The sequence below is a fragment of the Streptomyces regalis genome (assembly GCF_001509475.1).
Lineage (GTDB): Bacteria > Actinomycetota > Actinomycetes > Streptomycetales > Streptomycetaceae > Streptomyces > Streptomyces regalis.
This window is the reverse complement of record NZ_LLZG01000402.1, coordinates 1-15457: the sequence shown is the minus strand read 5'-3', so window position 1 is coordinate 15457 and position 15457 is coordinate 1. Positions and strand designations below refer to the sequence as shown.

The window sequence follows — 15457 nt, the reverse complement described above, 5'->3', positions numbered from 1 at the left end:
CGAGCGAAGTCGAGAGTGGGGGAGTCGGCAACCGACGACAACGCCGCTGGGGGTACCCCCTCTGGGGGAGGGCGTGCCAGGCCCCGCGACGCCGGCATGATCCGCCGGACAGGCCCTAGAGCTCCGGCTGCCACGGCGCGACCGTGAAGTCGCCCGTCCCCTTCTTGACCTTCTCGAAGGGGGCGGAGCCCACGCACTTGGGCGGCTCCTGCCCCGCGCCGGGGAGGCCCGTCGCGGCCCAGCTGTAGCCGAGCCGGTCATGGCGGCCGAGGTCGTGGACGGTGACCCCGACCCGCTTGCCCTTGGCGCCCGGCAGGTCGGAGTCGGTGATGACTCCGGAGACGACGGCCACCTTGCCGCCCGTGATCAGGCAGTCGACCTCGGCCTTGGCCCAGGCGCCGAAGTCGTTCCGGTAGTGGCTGAATTCGAAAGTGCCGGTGGCCTTCGTCGGATCGTCGGTGTCCTTCGCCGCCAGATGCGCGTCGAACGAGACCGTGATGTCGTCCCCGGCCGAGCGGTACAGCTTGGCCGTGCCGGTGACCGCGGCGGCCTCGCGCTGCTGCGGTGCGTCCGTTGCGGTGGCTGCGGGACCGATCGTTCCGGCGGTGAGCAGCAGCAGCGCACAGCAGAGCACGACGGTCCTGGTACGGCGGTTCATGGTGGTCCTTTCTGCAGGTCAACCGGACAGTCACCACTGTCTCGGCGGCGCGCCCCGGCCACATCGCGCCGAGGACGGGCCCCCGCCTCCGCCGTACGGCGGGGACACCCGAGCACCCCTCCACTCCGAGGAGGACAGGACCTCCGTCCGAGGGCGCGCAACGAATCGCCGCCGGACCCACGACCGACGCAACAAACCGCTCACCGGCGCGCAACGGCTCCTTCTTGTCCGGCCTGGTCAGCCGCCCGTACCTTCTACATGGCTCCCCCAACCACTTCCGCCCGGTGAGGATCACGCATGCGCACCGCCCTGCTCCAGAGCTCCGGCCGCCCCGGCTCGACCGTCGAGAACCTCAAGGTCCTCGACGAGGCCGCGGGCCGGGCCGCCGCCGCGGGCGCCGGGCTGCTGGTGACGCCGGAGATGTTCCTGACCGGGTACGCGATCGGCGACGACATCGCCCGCCTCGCCGAGCCCGCCGACGGGGACTGCGCGGACGCGATCGCCGACATCGCCGCCCGGCACGGCCTCGCGATCGCGTACGGCTACCCCGAGCGGGCCGGCGACACGGTCTTCAACTCCGCCCAGCTGATCTCCTCCGACGGCACCCGTCTCGCCAACTACCGCAAGACCCACCTCTTCGGCTGCTTCGAGCGCGACCACTTCACGCCGGGGGACCAGCAGGTCGTCCAGGCCGAGCTCGACGGCCTGCGCGTCGGCATCCTGATCTGCTACGACGTCGAGTTCTCGGAGAACGTCCGCGCCCACGCCCTCGCCGGCACCGACCTCCTGATCGTCCCGACCGCGCAGATGCACCCGTTCCAGTTCGTCGCCGAGTCGATGATCCCGGTGCGGGCCTTCGAGAACCAGATGTACGTCGCGTACGTCAACCGGGTCGGCCAGGAAGGGGAGTTCGAGTTCGTCGGGCTGTCCACGCTGGCCGGTCCCGACGGCATCGCGCACACCCGTGCCGGACGCGGCGAGGAGTTGGTGGTGGCCGATGCCGACCCCGCCTTCCTCGCCGCCTCCCGCGAGGCAAATCCGTACTTGAAGGATCGCCGCCCCGGACTCTACGGGACCCTCGTTTGAGTCCCGCTGCTTTCGGACTCGCTCTTCGCTTGTGCAAGGAGTCCGTACCGTTGCTCAGAGCCTCGATGGCTCTCAGCAATCCGAACATCTCTGTCCGGATGGTCCGTTCTCTGCTCGGCGAGCAGAGATTACGGTTCACGCTTCTCCGTCGACAGCCTGGACAACTCCCGGGTCTTACACCGGCTCCACGTGATGTTTTCAGTCTCCGAGCCACTCCCGGCGACCAGCCCGACTCTACTGGCCCTACCCGACAGATACCGACGAACACTGAAATCAGCGAGGAATTCGGTCCCATGACGTCCACGGTGCCCAACGCCGTCCAGCACGCCGACGAGCAGCAGCCGCCGATCACCATGTTCGGCCCGGACTTCCCGTACGCGTACGACGACTTCCTCGCCCACCCTGCGGGGCTCGGCCAGATACCCGCGACCGAGCACGGCACCGAGGTCGCGGTCATCGGCGGCGGGCTCTCCGGCATCGTGGCCGCGTACGAGCTGATGAAGATGGGCCTCAAGCCGGTCGTGTACGAGGCCGACCAGATCGGCGGGCGCCTGCGGACCGTCGGCTTCGACGGCCCGGGCACCGAGGATCTGACCGCGGAGATGGGCGCGATGCGCTTCCCGCCGTCCTCCACGGCCCTCCAGCACTACATCGACCTGGTGGGGCTCGAGACCCGGCCCTTCCCCAACCCCCTTGCCGAGGCGACGCCTTCGACCGTCGTCGACCTCAAGGGCGAGTCCCACTACGCCGAGACGATCGACGACCTCCCGCAGGTCTACCGGGACGTCGCCGACGCCTGGAACAAGTGCCTCGAAGAGGGCGCCGACTTCTCCGACATGAACCAGGCCATGCGCGAGCGCGACGTGCCGCGCATCCGCGAGATCTGGGCGAAGCTCGTCGAGAAGCTCGACAACCAGACCTTCTACGGCTTCCTCTGCGACTCCGAGGCCTTCAAGTCCTTCCGGCACCGCGAGATCTTCGGCCAGGTCGGGTTCGGCACCGGCGGCTGGGACACCGACTTCCCGAACTCCATCCTGGAGATCCTGCGCGTCGTCTACACCGAGGCCGACGACCACCACCGCGGCATCGTCGGCGGCTCCCAGCAGCTGCCGCTCAGGCTCTGGGAGCGCGAGCCGGAGAAGATCGTCCACTGGGCCCACGGCACCTCGCTCGCGAGCCTGCACGAGAACGGCGAGCCCCGCCCGGCCGTGATCCGGCTGCACCGGACCGCGGGCAACCGGATCACCGTGACCGACGCGAACGGTGACATCCGCACCTACCAGGCGGCGATCTTCACCGCTCAGTCCTGGATGCTGCTGTCGAAGATCGCCTGCGACGACTCGCTCTTCCCGATCGACCACTGGACGGCCATCGAGCGCACCCACTACATGGAGTCCTCGAAGCTCTTCGTGCCCGTCGACCGGCCCTTCTGGCTCGACAAGGACGAGGACACCGGGCGGGACGTCATGTCGATGACGCTCACCGACCGTATGACCCGCGGGACCTACCTGCTGGACGACGGTCCGGACAAGCCGGCCGTCATCTGCCTGTCGTACACCTGGTGCGACGACAGCCTGAAGTGGCTGCCGCTGTCCGCGAACGAGCGGATGGAGGTCATGCTGAAGTCGCTCGGCGAGATCTATCCGAAGGTCGACATCCGCAAGCACATCATCGGCAACCCGGTGACGGTGTCGTGGGAGAACGAGCCGTACTTCATGGGCGCGTTCAAGGCCAACCTGCCGGGCCACTACCGCTACCAGCGGCGCCTGTTCACGCACTTCATGCAGGACCGGCTGGCCGAGGACAAGCGGGGCATCTTCCTCGCCGGTGACGACATCTCCTGGACGGCCGGCTGGGCCGAGGGCGCCATCCAGACCGCGCTGAACGCGGTCTGGGGCGTCATGCACCACTTCGGCGGGGAGACCGACCCGACCAACCCGGGGCCGGGCGACGTGTACGACGAGATCGCGCCGGTCGAGCTGCCGGAGGACTGAGACCGCGCAGGGCCGTCAGATCCCGGCGGCCCGCACCGCCTCGTACACCTCGGCGGCGACGTCCTTCAGCTCCTGGGCGTCCCGTGCGTGGCCCTGGAGCTCGAAGAAGAACTCGTCGAGTCCGATCGCGGCGTGGGCGGCCAGATCCTCGACGATCTGGGCGACGTTGCCCTGGAACGGCGAGCGGTCCGCGCCGTCGTACGCCTTGGGGGTGTACCGCGCGTTCACCCGCACCACCGTCCGGATCGGCGTCGCCCGGCCGCGCTCGGCCGCGAGGTCCTGCAACTGCCGCCACTGTGTGTCGAGTTGCTCGACCCCCATGGCGATCGGCATCCAGCCTTCAGCGCGGTCCACGAGCCGGGTCATCGCCTTCTTGCTGTTGCCGGGGAGCAGGATGGGGATCGGCCGGGCGGGCTTGGGCGCGACCACGGCCGAGGCGATCTTGGCAAGGCGGCCCTCGTAGGTCACCGGATCCGGGCCCCACACCGCCCGGCAGACGTCGATGACCTCGTCGAGCACGCGGCCGCGTTCCTCGAAGGAGGCCTCGCCCGCAGCCGCGTACTCGTCGAGCGACCAGCCCGTCCCGAGGCCCGCCACGACCCGGCCGCCGCTCGCCGCGTCCAACGTGCCGAGCGCCTTGGCCAGCTGGAACGGACCGTGCAGCGGCGCCACCAGGACGCTCGTGCCCAGCTCGGCCCGTTCGGTCGCGGTGACCGCGAGGGTCAGCGTGACCAGCGGCTCGGGGACGCCGCGGTACTCGTCCGGCCAGGGCAGTCCCTCGATGCCGTACAGGCCCTGTGTCTGGGGTTCCGGGAAGAGGGCCCGCTCGTAGACCCACAGGCTCTCGTATCCGATCCGCTCGGCGGTGCGCGCCACGTCCGGGACGTCGCGTCCGATGTCGTACTGCTGCGCTTGGGGGAGGCTGAGCCCCAGCCGAATGGCCATCCCTACGCTCCTTCGCGTCGGTTCCTCACGGACGGTTCAACCTTCAACGTAACCCCGGAGGGGAGGGCCGGCGGGGGTGCGCCACGAAGATTGACGCGATCATTCCGGCAGCGGCGTGAGCAACATCCGTCCCGCGAACCCCACCGCCCCGTCCAGCCGCTCGGTGAACTCCTCGGCGACGTCGGGCAGTCGGCGCAGCGCCCACAGGGTACGGGCCGCCGACCAGGTGGCGTCCCGGGCCCGCTCCAGGCTCCAGGAGCCGAGCAGATGGGTGAGCGGGTCGGCGATCTGGAGCAGGTCGGGACCCGGCATCAGATCTTCGCGGATGCGCTCCTCCAGCGAGACGAGGAGATCACCCACGCGATCGAACTCGTCCTCCAGATCGGCCGGTGCGCAGTCGAGGCTAAGACAGGCGTCCACCACGGCGAGCGCCAGATCGTGCCCGATGTGCGCATTGATGCCCGCGAGCGCGAACTGCAGCGGTCGTACGCCGGGATGGCGGCGCATCTGGAACAGGGGCCGCCAGCAGGCGGGCGGGCGCCCCTCGTCCTGAGCCGTTCTCACCGCCGCGAGATACCGCTCCGCGAACCGCACGTCCAGCGTGATCGCGGCCCGCGCGTCCGTGAACCGGCCGCCGTCGATGTGCCGGTCGACCGCCTCCGTGACGGTGAGGTAGACGCGGTTGAAGACCGCCACTCCGTCGGCTTGGGGCAGGCCCGCATCGAGGGCGCGCATACGGGAGATGACCGCGTCCACGGCTGTGGTGAATTGTTCGCATTGCGCCATGGGGGCAGAGTCCCAGCTTTAGGCTGGCGGAAGTGTCGGCGGGCCCGGCGCTTCCCCAGAACGGGGGAACGCCGCTCGCTGTGGGGGAGGGGAGTAGGACGGTGCCAGGCTTACGTGCCCAGCGACTGGCCGCACGCAGGTCCGAGCGCAGAAGGGCGGTCCGGCGCCATGCCATGGCCGTGGCTGCCTCCGTCGTGGTCGCCGTCGGCACCGCGACCGGCATGATCTCCGCGCTCGACGGCAGCCGGGGCTCCGATCAGGCCAGGCCGCCCGAGACGACGCGCTCGCCGAGCCTTGAGTCCCTGCCGCTCGTGCCCTCGGCCTCCCCGTCGGTCACCAAGTCCCCTTCGCCGACGCCTGCTTCACCGACGCCGAAGAAGAAGGCCGGTCCTACGAGCCCTACGCCTTCGCCGACCAGGACCGAGAGGAAGCAGCAGCAGCCGGCCGTGGTGTCCGCCCGCCTCTACCGCCACCCCGACTCCCAGGTCCTCGAGTGGGTCAGCGCCAACGCCGGCGACCCGCGCCACGCCGTCATAGAGTCCCGCATCGCCGCCCAGCCGGCCGCGGTGTGGTTCGCCGACTTCACGCCGGACGCCGTCACCGCCCGGGTCCGCGCGGTCACTTCGGGCGGGTCGACGCTGGGGCGGGTGCCGGTGGTCGTGCCGTACGCGATACCGGACCGCGACTGCGGCGGGCACTCCGAGGGCGGGGCGCCCGACCTCGACGCCTACGACGCCTGGATCGACAGGTTCGCCGCGGGGCTGGGCTCCGGCGACGTGATCGTGATCCTGGAGCCCGACTCCATCGCCCAGTCCGAGTGCCTCTCCGCCGGGGAACGCGCCGACCGCTTCGCCTCGTTGGCCCGCGCGGGCCGCGCCTTCAAGGCCGCGAACCCGAAGGCGCGCGTCTATTACGACGCCGGGCACTCCGGCTGGCACCCGCCCGCGAAACAGGCGGGCTGGCTGAGGCAGGCCGGCGCCGCCTCGGCCGCGTCCTCCGACGGCATCTTCAGCAACGTCTCCAACTTCCACGCCACGACCGACGAGATCGCCTACGACCGACGGGTCCTCGACGCCCTCGGCGGCCCGGCGAGCCTGGGCGCCGTCATCGACACCAGCCGCAACGGCGCCGGGGCTCCGGCCGACGGGGAGTGGTGCGATCCGGCGGGCCGCAAGCTCGGCCGGACGCCGACGCTCAGCACCGGCGAGGCGCGGATCGACGCCTACCTGTGGGTGAAGCTGCCGGGGGAGTCGGACGGGTGCAAGGGGAGCCCGGGGACCTTCACGGCGTCGTACGCCTACGAATTGGCGCGCTGAGAGAACGCGATCTACGTCGTCCGCCGGACCGGGCGGACCGGGCGGATCGGACGGATCGGGCGGACCGGGGTGACGCGGAACCGGGCCCGGTACTCGCTCGGCGTCGTGGCGAGGCGGCGGCGGAAGGCCCGGATGAGGGTGTCAACGGTGCCGAACCCGCAGCGGGAGGCGACCCGTTCGAGCGTGTCGTCGGTGGTCTCCAGCAGGTTGCCGGCCAGCTCGACCCGGGCCGACTCGATGTAGGCGTGCGGGGTCGTGCCGAGTTCGGTCTTGAAGATCCGGGTGAGCTGCCGGTCGCTGACATGCGCGTACGCGGCCAGGTCCGGGACGGTCAGGCGCCGGTCGATGTTGTTCAGGATGTGGTGCCGGAGGTCTTCGACGCGCCGCGTCGTGGACACCTGCTCCAACGGCACGCTGAACTGGGACTGCCCGCCGGGCCGCTTCAGGTACATCACGAGCTGACGGGCGACGCGCAGCGCGACGGGCTCGCCGAAGTCCTCCGCGACCAGCGCGAGGGACAGGTCCAGGCAGGCGCTGATGCCCGCGCTGGTCCACACCTCGCCCTCCTCGCGGATGAAGATCGGATCCGGGTCGACCCGCACCGCCGGATGGTCGGCGGCGAGCCGCTGCGCGGTCGACCAGTGCGTGGTGGCGCGCTTGCCGTCGAGGAGCCCGGCGGCGGCGAGGATGTGCGCACCGACGCACACCGAGGCCACGCGCCGACTGCGGGTCGCCAACGCCTTCACCCGGGCCACCGTGCCGGGCTCGATGACGGGGTGGATGCGGCGCTCGCCGTCGACCTCGACCGAGCCGGGCACCAGCAGGGTGTCGATCGCCCGTGCGCCGACTTCGTCGAACGTGGCGTCGGGCAGGATCCGCACACCCGCCGCCGTCGTCACCGGATCCGGTGTCTCGGCGGCCAGCACGACCTCGTAGCCGACGAGCTCCGTGGTTTCGCGCGGGACGAGGGAGAACACCTCCGGTGGGCCGGTGACATCGAGGAGGTCGACGCCTTCGAACAGCACGATCACGATCAACCGGTTCACGGTCCCCACCCTGCAGCCCCCGTTTCGCTCAACTCACGGACACGGGCGTCGGTTTCTGCAAATAGTGCGTCATTGCCGCAACCCCGGTTCACGCCATAGCGTCGCATGCGTGTTCAACAGTCTGTTGAACAACTTACTCAAGTCCCCGGAAAACCCTGGAGAAGAGCTGTGGCAAGCAAGACGCTGCGCGAACTCGGTGGCGCCGACACCACCCCTGCGGCCCTCGCGTCCTCGACGCTCATCCTCGTCGACTACCAGAACACCTACACCCGCGGTGCGATGGAACTCGACGGCTGGAAGCCCGCCCTGGAAGCGGCGTCGGATCTGCTGTCCCGGGCCCGCCGGGCCGGAGCCGCGGTCATCCACATCCAGCACGACGGAGGCGAGGGTTCGCCCTACGACATCCGCGCGGAGATCGGCGCGATCCACCCGGGCGTGGCGCCGATCGACGGCGAGTCCGTGGTCGTCAAGCAGGCACCGGACGCCTTCCACGGGACCGAACTCGGCAAGCTCGTGGACGAGGCCGGGAACGAGACCGTGATCGTCGCCGGGTTCATGACGCACATGTGCATCGCGTACACGTCGGCGTCGGCGGCGCTGCGCGGCAACAAGCCCACCGTGCCTGCGGACGCGTGCGCCACCCGGTCGATCGTGGACGTGTCCGCCGACGAGCTGCACCGCAGCGCGCTGGCGGCCATCGCCGACGCGTACGCCGTCGTCGTTCCCTCCCACACCGCGCTGACGTAACACCCCGCAGTTCGCCCTCTCCGGCGCCCCACAGCCCCACGCTGTCGGAGAGGGAACTTCCCTCCTTTTCCTTTCCATTCCTTTCCTTGCGTTGCTCCCCGCGTCCCGGCCCTTCGCGGCTCCCGGCGGGTCAGTTCCCCCCACGGCACCGCTCCCCACGGCGGGAACACCTGACGACCGATTCGTTACGGAGAGCAAGTCATGGCAACACGAAGGACATTCATCGGCGGCGCGGGCGGCATCGGCGCCGCGGCCTTCCTGGGCTATACGGCTGCGCAGCCGAACGCAGCATCATCCGTCCTCGACGCCGCCCCCGCCGCGGAAGCGGCGGCCACCCAGACCGCCGCCCGGGATTCCATCCGCGCGGTGAACGCGGCGATGCGCACCAACTACGCGGCGCTGAAGGCCGACCTGGTCAAGAATCTCGGGCCCGTCATCGTGGTGCAGAACGACGCCAAGGGCGGCACGTTCACCCTCATCCACAAGGGCAAGCAGTACGTCGAGCACCCGGTGGCGGAGGAGTTCGAGCTGGCGAAGTCCATCGCCCACGTCCCGCTGGGCATCTACTCCACGCTCGCGGAGTATCTGTCGGGCAAGGTCCCCAACGTCTCCAACGCCGACCGGATCGACGCCCACGACCTCGACATGGTGGCGATGAAGGGCCCCGCCACCGACGCCTGGACGACGCCGCTGCAGGCGTTCGCGGACAAGCTGACCACCGCGAAGAACAACCTCGCCGCGGCGAACCTGCCGCAGGAACTGCACGGCTCCTGCGCCAAGATCCTCGACGAGGCGCTGACCTTCATCGCCGACTCCCTCCGCGCCCGCGCCTTCGACATCGCCTCGTTCCAGGTCTTCGCGGGGCGCGTCTACCCGTCGATCCGGGTCAACATGGAGCACGCCGCCGCGGCGCAGATCTCCGGCGTGCAGAGCCTGTGCAGGAAGTGGCGGGCACAGATCGGTGAGAGCGCCTGGGCCGACCTGTACACGGTGGTGCTGTCGATCTGGACGACATCGGTTCTGAACCAGGCGGAGATCATCATCAAGCCGATGATGAACCAGCAGAAGGTGAACACCCACCTGATCGACATCCCCACGGCGCAGCTGCCGTCGGACCCGATCGGGGTGGCCCTGGACAACCTGGCGCGGATCGTTCAGGACAACATCGCCGCGGAGCTGGTGTTCGTCTCCGACACAAAGGTCGCCGACGCCCTGAAGGGCAAGGAGGACCTGCTGTCCGACGAGATCCTGAAGGAACTCGGCACGCCCGTCTCCGGTGCCGCGTTCCGCAGCGCGGGCAGGGCGAAGTGTCCGGTCAATCACAGCGTGAGTGTCTGACCGGAACGCATTTCGCGAGCCCGGCGGCCCTCTTCCGGGACCGAGGAGAGGGCCGCCGTCTCGTCCATGGGGGAACGCACGTGCATGGGGGGAACACACGTGAAAACCAGGCTGTGGCTCATCGCCGGCCTGATTCTGCTGACCATCAATCTCCGCGCGGCGATCACCGGGATGACGCCGCTCATCGGGAACGTACAGGAGGCACTCACCCTTTCCGACGCCCAGGTCAGCGTGCTGGCGACATTGCCGGTCCTGTGCCTGGGCCTCTTCGCCTGGCTCGCACCCCGCCTCGCCCACCGGTTCGGAACGCACGCCGCCGTGTGCGCCGCCCTCGGGGTTGTGGCGCTCGGCGCCGCCGTGCGGGCGGTTCCGTGGCCGGCGGCGCTCTTCGCCGGAACGGTGCTGTCCGGGGCCGGTATCGCCGTCGGGAACGTACTGATGCCCGCGCTCATCAAGGACCACTTCGCCCAGCGGATCGGACTGTTCACCGGCCTCGCCATGACTCTCATGGCCGTCTCCGGTGCCTTCGCAGCCGGAGTCGCGGTGCCGCTGTGTACCGCCATCGGATGGCAGCCGGCGCTTGCGGTGTCGGCGGTGCCCGCTGTGCCGGCAGCGGCGGTGTGGTGGCTGCTTGCCGTCCCCGGAGCGCGCGGCAGGCATCGCAGGTCGCAGCCGCAGCCGCAGATGCGGCCGCCGTCGGCGCCGAGGACGGCAGGGGGATCTGGCGGACCTGGCGGATCGGGTGGATCACTACTGCGATGCGCGCTCGCCTGGTGGGTGTCGGCGTTCCTCGGGCTGGTGTCGCTGATGTTCTACCTGCTGGTGGCGTGGCTGCCGCAGATCATGCACGCGAGCGGCTACACACCCGGCGAGGCCGGCCTGATGATGGCGGTGATGCTGGCCATCGGTATCCCGCTGGGATTCGTCGTCCCCCTTGTCGCCGCCCGAATGCGCAGCCAGCGACCCCTCGTGGGGGCTGTGATCGTGGCGAAACTGATCTCCCTCGCAGGTCTGTTGCTGGCCCCCGCCCACGGCTGGGTGTGGGTGTGTCTGCTCGGCGCGGCGACCGGCGGCGCCTTCCCCCTGGCCATCACACTGCTCGGGCTGCGCACGGACGGCCCGCGGGCCGCAGCCGACCTCTCGGGTATGGCGCAGACCATCGGCTACCTGCTGGCCGGCCTCGGCCCGCTGGCCACAGGGATGCTCCACGACGCCACCGACGGCTGGCGGGTGCCGCTTGTCGCCCTGATCGCTCTGGTGGTGCCGGAGGCGGTAGCAGGACTGCTCGCCGCCCGCCCCGGTCACGTACGCCCCGGCAGCCGCGAGGAGAAACCGGCGCAGCGCACCGCTTCGCGCGCCGACGGTCAGCTCGTCCGGCTGTAGTCGGTCCAGGTCACTTCACGAAGCGGTACTTCAGATGGGTGGCGAGTAGCGTGTCGACCACCCTGACCGGCTCGAGGCTGCGCCGCGCCGCGCCCAGTCCCTCGAAGAGCCGCAGTCCCTCTCCGAGGAGCGCGGGCACCACGTGGAGCTGCAACTCGTCGATGAGCCCCTCCCCGAGGTACTGCTGCACGGTGCTCGCCCCGCCCGCGATGTCGACGTTCCGGCCCCCGGCGGCGGCCTTGGCCTGGTCGAGGGCGCTGTGGATGCCGTCGGTGACGAAGGTGAAGGTGGTGCCGCCCTCCTTGACCAGGGTCGGCCGCGGGCGGTGGGTGAGTACGAAGACCGGGGTCCGGAACGGCGGGTTGTCGCCCCAGAACTCCTCGCCCGTGTCGTACATCATCCGGCCCATGACCACCGCCCCGGTGGCGTCGAACCACTCGCGCATCAGCTCGGAGTCGCGGTTCTCCTCCCCGCCGGTCATGCCCTGGCGCTCCCGCCAGCTCGCCAGGTTGTGGATCCACTCGAAGAGAGGCTCGGCGCCGTGGCCTCCCGGGTTGTCGATGGTGACGTCGGTGCCGGCGACGTAGCCGTCGAGGGAGATGGCCATATCCGCGGTTACGGTCACGATGGGGTGCTCCTGAAGTCCTGGGATGGGCTGCCTTCACCCTCACGTCGATCGGGAACCGGCGCATTCGACATCAGGCGTCCGATCAGGCGTCCGCAGTCGCGGCCGGCCCTCAGGAGCGCGGTTCGGGAACCGCTGCGTCCGGGCGGCTGACCTTCCGGCGGTCGCGGTCGCCGGTGCGCAGGACGCCCGCGAACACGACGAGACCGCAGGACAGCACGGTGACCACGCAGAACGACACCATCAGACTGGTCGCCTGGGCGAGCCCGCCGATCGCGCCGGGGGCGACGAGACCCGAGGTGTACGTGATCGTCGCGACGCCCGCGATGGCCTGACTGGGGTTGGGGCCGCTGCGGCCCGCCGCGGCGAAGCACAGCGGGACGACCACCGCGATGCCCAGGCCCAGCAGTGCGAACCCGGCCATCGCCACGGCCGGATGGGCCGACACGACGATGAGCAGCCCGCCGAGCGTGGCGAGGACGCCGCCGAACCGGACCGTGCGCACGGCTCCGTAGCGGTCCACCACCTTGTCGCCGGCGATCCGGGCGAGCGCCATGGTGAGCGTGAAGCCGGTCGTGCACGCCGCCGCGAGACCGGCCGAGGTGTCCAGCTGGTCCCGCAGATAGACCGCCGACCAGTCCAGACTCGCGCCCTCCGCGAACACCGCGCAGAACCCGACCGCGCCGATGAGCAGCGCCGAGCGGGGCGGCAGCGCGAACCGGGGCGGCGGCTCCTCGTCCTCGGCGGGCTGAAGGTCGAGCACCCACTGGCAGGCCAGGACGCCGAGGAAGGTGAGGGTGGCCGCGGCGAGCGCGTGGTGCAGCCGGGCGTCCGTGCCCAGGTGCGCCGCGAGCGTGCCGGCCGCCGAGCCGATCAGGGCGCCCGCGCTCCACATGCCGTGCAGCCCGGACATGATCGACCGGTCCAGGCGGTTCTCGACCTCGACGCCGAGCGCGTTCATCGCCACGTCCGCCATGCCCGCCGTGGCGCCGAAGGTGAACAGGGCCAGGCACAGGGTCAGCAGGTTGGGGGCGAAGGAGGGCAGGGCGAGGGCGAGGGTCCACAGGGCGATCAGGCCGCGCAGGGCGTTCCGGGCGCCGAAGCGCTGGGTGATGCTGCCCGCGACCGGCATCGCGACGGAGGCGCCGAGTGCGGGGAAGGCGAGCGCGAGTCCCAGCTGGCCGGCGCTGACCTCGGCATGCTCCTGGATCCACGGCACACGCGTCGCGAACGAGCCGGTGACAGCGCCGTGCACGGCGAAGACGGCCGCCACGGCGTACCGGGCGCGCTTCACCTCGCGCTGTTCGTCAACCACTGCGCTCATTCTGCGGCCCCTCCCTGGTCCTCGGCCCACCGGTCTGTTCCGGGCCTGCGGTCGCCGCCGTAAACTATCAGGGACCCTGCCTGATAGATAGCGAATAAACCAGCCGTGGGAGGATCCCGGCATGCCCGCATCCCCGAGCACCGCCCGGGCCATCAATGACCGGCTCGCCCTGCGCCTGCTCCAGCAGGAGGGCCCGTTGACGGCAGGGCAGTTGAAGCAGCTGACCGGCCTGTCCCGGCCGACCGTCGCCGACCTCGTCGAACGCCTCACCGCCGCCGGCCTGATCGCGGTGGTCGGGGAGGCGGGGGAACAGCGGCGCGGGCCGAACGCCAAGCTGTACGGCATCGTCGCCGACCGCGCCCATCTGGCAGCGCTGGACATCCGTACCGAGGGCGTCTCGGTGGTCGTGTCCGACCTGGTCGGGGCTGTGCTAGCCGAGGCGTCGGTGCCGATCGACGGCGACACGGGGACCGGGCCTGCCGTGGAACAGGCGGTGGCGCTGGTGGAGCGGGTCGTGAAGGAGGCGGGGGCGGACCGGCTCCATACGGTGGGCATCGGCGCCCCGGGCCTGATCGACCCGGCCAGCGGTGAGCTGCGCGACTCCACGGGCCTGCCCGAATGGCACCGCCGCCTGGTGGCAGCACTCCAGGACCGGTTCCCCGAGGCCCGCGTCAACGTCGAGAACGAGACCAACCTCGCCGCCCTCGCGGAACAGCGCGACGGAGCGGCGCGGGACCGGGACACCTTCGTCCTGCTGTGGCTGGGCCACGGCACCGGCGCGGCCGTGGTCCTCGACGGCGCCCTGCGCCGCGGAGCCTCCGGCGGAACCGGCGAGATCGGCTTCCTGCCGGTGCCGGGGACGTCGGGGCTGCCGTCGGCGGTGGACTGCGAGGGAGGATTCCACTCGCTCGGGGGGTCTGCGGCGGTGGTGGAACTCGCGGGCTCGTACGGGCTGAGCCCCGAGGGCGACGCCGTGCACGAGCCACTCGCGGTGGAGGTCGTCAGGGAAGCCGTCGCGCTGGCTTCCGGGGACGGTGGCGCGGGGGTGGCTGCCTCGGATGTCGCGAGACCTGCCTCGGCCGCCGGCGAGCAGGCAGCGGCGATGCGGACGGCCGACAGCGGGGACGACGCAGACACAGCGCGCCCCCTGGACGACCCGTCGGCGCGAGCCGACCGGCATCCCGACACCGACACGCCCGTCGCGTCCGCCGAACCGTCCCGCGCCCACGGCACCGTGGCGTCCGCCGGCCGTTTCCTCGACGCCCTCGCCGACCGCCTCGCCATCGGCGTCGCCTCCGTCGTCGCGATCCTCGACCCCGGTTGTGTGGTCCTCGGCGGAGAGGTCGGACAGGCCGGCGGGGACGTGCTGGCCCGGCGAGTGGAGGAGCGGATCCGGCGGATGTCGCCGCTGGCGACGGTGGTGCGCCCCAGCGGACTGGGCGGCGCCGCCGTGCTGCGCGGAGCGCTGCTCACCGCGCGGGAAGCCGCGCAGGACGAGCTGTTCGCCCCACCGGACCGGTGACCCGCCCAACCGCTCCCCACGAGCGCCGTCCCGGCGGCCACTGCCCCTGAAGTCAGGCCAAGGCCCTGCCCGGAATGCACCGGTCAGGGCGCGGCCGCCCCTGGAATCGCTGGCCGACGACGTGACCGTCCATGAACCCCGGTCAGGGGCACGCCCGCCCCTGGAACCGCCGGTCAAGGGCGCGCCCTCCTGGAACCGCCGGTCAGTTCCTGCCCACTCCCGAATCGCCGCTCAGACGCTGCCGGCCCGCCCTCGGACCGCGGGAGGGGGGCCGTACGCAAGCGGATGGGGGCCACAGCATCTGCTCATCGCGTCGCACAGGGCGCAGCACAGCTTCTCGGGTGCCGCGGGCGAGGGAAGTGTCTGCTTTACGACCGACTCGCCCTGCAGGCGCCGCTCGGGGCACCGCTCGCTCCCACTCCCGGCCGCCCGTCAGGGCCGCCCGCACCCACCCCGGACGGCCACCAGGCCACCCGCGCCCCTTGGACGGGACGGTCGGACGACCCGCCTGGCCGGACGACCCGTCGCTCAGGCGGCCCGCCCAGCCAGCCCCCGCCGCCCCATCAGGTGCCGCCCGCACCTACCCCGGACGGCCACCGTGCCGCCCGCGTCTCTTGGATGGGACGGTCGGATGACTCGTCTGGCCAGACAACGTGCCGGCTCAGACGACCCGTCGCTCAGGTGGCC

Annotated in this window: 13 protein-coding genes; 7 read left to right on the top strand and 6 right to left on the bottom strand. The window is 71.0% G+C overall.

The window, feature by feature from the left end; translation table 11 throughout:
• Positions 1-115: 115 nt before the first annotated feature.
• The gene (locus ADL12_RS43705) at positions 116-658 is read right to left on the bottom strand and encodes a hypothetical protein (protein WP_062713967.1); all 543 of its coding nucleotides are present in this window, start codon (positions 656-658) and stop codon (positions 116-118) included.
• Between the two features lie 297 nt (positions 659-955).
• Between ADL12_RS43705 and ADL12_RS43700 the strand changes: the two genes are divergently transcribed.
• Complete coding sequence (locus ADL12_RS43700; protein WP_062713965.1) at positions 956-1744, top strand: carbon-nitrogen hydrolase family protein; 789 nt, start codon at positions 956-958, stop codon at positions 1742-1744.
• Between the two features lie 293 nt (positions 1745-2037).
• Positions 2038-3738, top strand: coding sequence for a flavin monoamine oxidase family protein (locus tag ADL12_RS43695; RefSeq protein ID WP_062713963.1), 1701 nt, complete (start codon positions 2038-2040; stop codon positions 3736-3738).
• A gap of 15 nt (positions 3739-3753) precedes the next feature.
• Here ADL12_RS43695 and ADL12_RS43690 read toward each other — a convergent pair whose 3' ends face one another.
• Positions 3754-4683 carry an LLM class F420-dependent oxidoreductase gene (locus ADL12_RS43690; RefSeq protein ID WP_062713961.1) on the bottom strand — a complete coding sequence of 310 codons (930 nt, stop codon included), beginning with the start codon at positions 4681-4683 and terminating at the stop codon, positions 3754-3756.
• Between the two features lie 99 nt (positions 4684-4782).
• Positions 4783-5469 (bottom strand): DUF5995 family protein, encoded by a 687-nt coding sequence (locus ADL12_RS43685; protein WP_062713959.1) that lies wholly within the window; start codon positions 5467-5469, stop codon positions 4783-4785.
• Positions 5470-5642: 173 nt separating this feature from the next.
• Between ADL12_RS43685 and ADL12_RS43680 the strand changes: the two genes are divergently transcribed.
• Entirely contained in the window at positions 5643-6785 is a 1143-nt protein-coding gene (locus tag ADL12_RS43680) for a glycoside hydrolase family 6 protein (RefSeq protein WP_062713957.1), read from the top strand.
• Between the two features lie 11 nt (positions 6786-6796).
• Here the strand turns inward: ADL12_RS43680 and ADL12_RS43675 are convergent, their stop codons facing one another.
• Positions 6797-7840, bottom strand: a complete 1044-nt coding sequence (locus ADL12_RS43675; RefSeq protein WP_062713955.1) for a GlxA family transcriptional regulator — start codon at positions 7838-7840, stop codon at positions 6797-6799.
• Between the two features lie 159 nt (positions 7841-7999).
• Here ADL12_RS43675 and ADL12_RS43670 point away from each other — a divergent pair, with 159 nt between their 5' ends.
• The 3 genes from ADL12_RS43670 (at position 8000) to ADL12_RS43660 (ending at position 11299) form a co-directional block, all read left to right on the top strand.
• Complete coding sequence (locus tag ADL12_RS43670; RefSeq protein WP_062713953.1) at positions 8000-8578, top strand: cysteine hydrolase family protein; 579 nt, start codon at positions 8000-8002, stop codon at positions 8576-8578.
• A 201-nt stretch (positions 8579-8779) separates the two neighbouring features.
• Positions 8780-9916: a hypothetical protein gene (locus ADL12_RS43665; RefSeq protein ID WP_063806811.1), complete on the top strand. Its 1137-nt coding sequence runs from the start codon at positions 8780-8782 to the stop codon at positions 9914-9916.
• A gap of 99 nt (positions 9917-10015) precedes the next feature.
• On the top strand, positions 10016-11299 hold the full coding sequence (locus ADL12_RS43660; protein WP_244188262.1) for a CynX/NimT family MFS transporter: 1284 nt from the start codon (positions 10016-10018) through the stop codon (positions 11297-11299).
• 10 nt (positions 11300-11309) lie between these two features.
• Here the strand turns inward: ADL12_RS43660 and ADL12_RS43655 are convergent, their stop codons facing one another.
• Positions 11310-11924 carry a dihydrofolate reductase family protein gene (locus ADL12_RS43655; protein ID WP_062713951.1) on the bottom strand — a complete coding sequence of 205 codons (615 nt, stop codon included), beginning with the start codon at positions 11922-11924 and terminating at the stop codon, positions 11310-11312.
• A 112-nt stretch (positions 11925-12036) separates the two neighbouring features.
• Positions 12037-13248, bottom strand: a complete 1212-nt coding sequence (locus ADL12_RS43650) for an MFS transporter (RefSeq protein ID WP_062713949.1) — start codon at positions 13246-13248, stop codon at positions 12037-12039.
• A 121-nt stretch (positions 13249-13369) separates the two neighbouring features.
• Between ADL12_RS43650 and ADL12_RS43645 the strand changes: the two genes are divergently transcribed.
• The gene (locus ADL12_RS43645; protein WP_062713947.1) at positions 13370-14770 is read left to right on the top strand and encodes an ROK family transcriptional regulator; all 1401 of its coding nucleotides are present in this window, start codon (positions 13370-13372) and stop codon (positions 14768-14770) included.
• Positions 14771-15457: the final 687 nt, after the last annotated feature.

Bases quoted from the DNA above. Each gene is read 5' to 3' on its own strand.
- ADL12_RS43705 (WP_062713967.1), bottom strand. From the start codon at position 658: ATGAACCGCCGTACCAGGACCGTCGTGCTCTGCTGTGCGCTGCTGCTG.
- ADL12_RS43700 (WP_062713965.1), top strand. From the start codon at position 956: ATGCGCACCGCCCTGCTCCAGAGCTCCGGCCGCCCCGGCTCGACCGTC.
- ADL12_RS43695 (WP_062713963.1), top strand. From the start codon at position 2,038: ATGACGTCCACGGTGCCCAACGCCGTCCAGCACGCCGACGAGCAGCAG.
- ADL12_RS43690 (WP_062713961.1), bottom strand. From the start codon at position 4,683: ATGGCCATTCGGCTGGGGCTCAGCCTCCCCCAAGCGCAGCAGTACGAC.
- ADL12_RS43685 (WP_062713959.1), bottom strand. From the start codon at position 5,469: ATGGCGCAATGCGAACAATTCACCACAGCCGTGGACGCGGTCATCTCC.
- ADL12_RS43680 (WP_062713957.1), top strand. From the start codon at position 5,643: ATGGCCGTGGCTGCCTCCGTCGTGGTCGCCGTCGGCACCGCGACCGGC.
- ADL12_RS43665 (WP_063806811.1), top strand. From the start codon at position 8,780: ATGGCAACACGAAGGACATTCATCGGCGGCGCGGGCGGCATCGGCGCC.
- ADL12_RS43650 (WP_062713949.1), bottom strand. From the start codon at position 13,248: ATGAGCGCAGTGGTTGACGAACAGCGCGAGGTGAAGCGCGCCCGGTAC.
- ADL12_RS43645 (WP_062713947.1), top strand. From the start codon at position 13,370: ATGCCCGCATCCCCGAGCACCGCCCGGGCCATCAATGACCGGCTCGCC.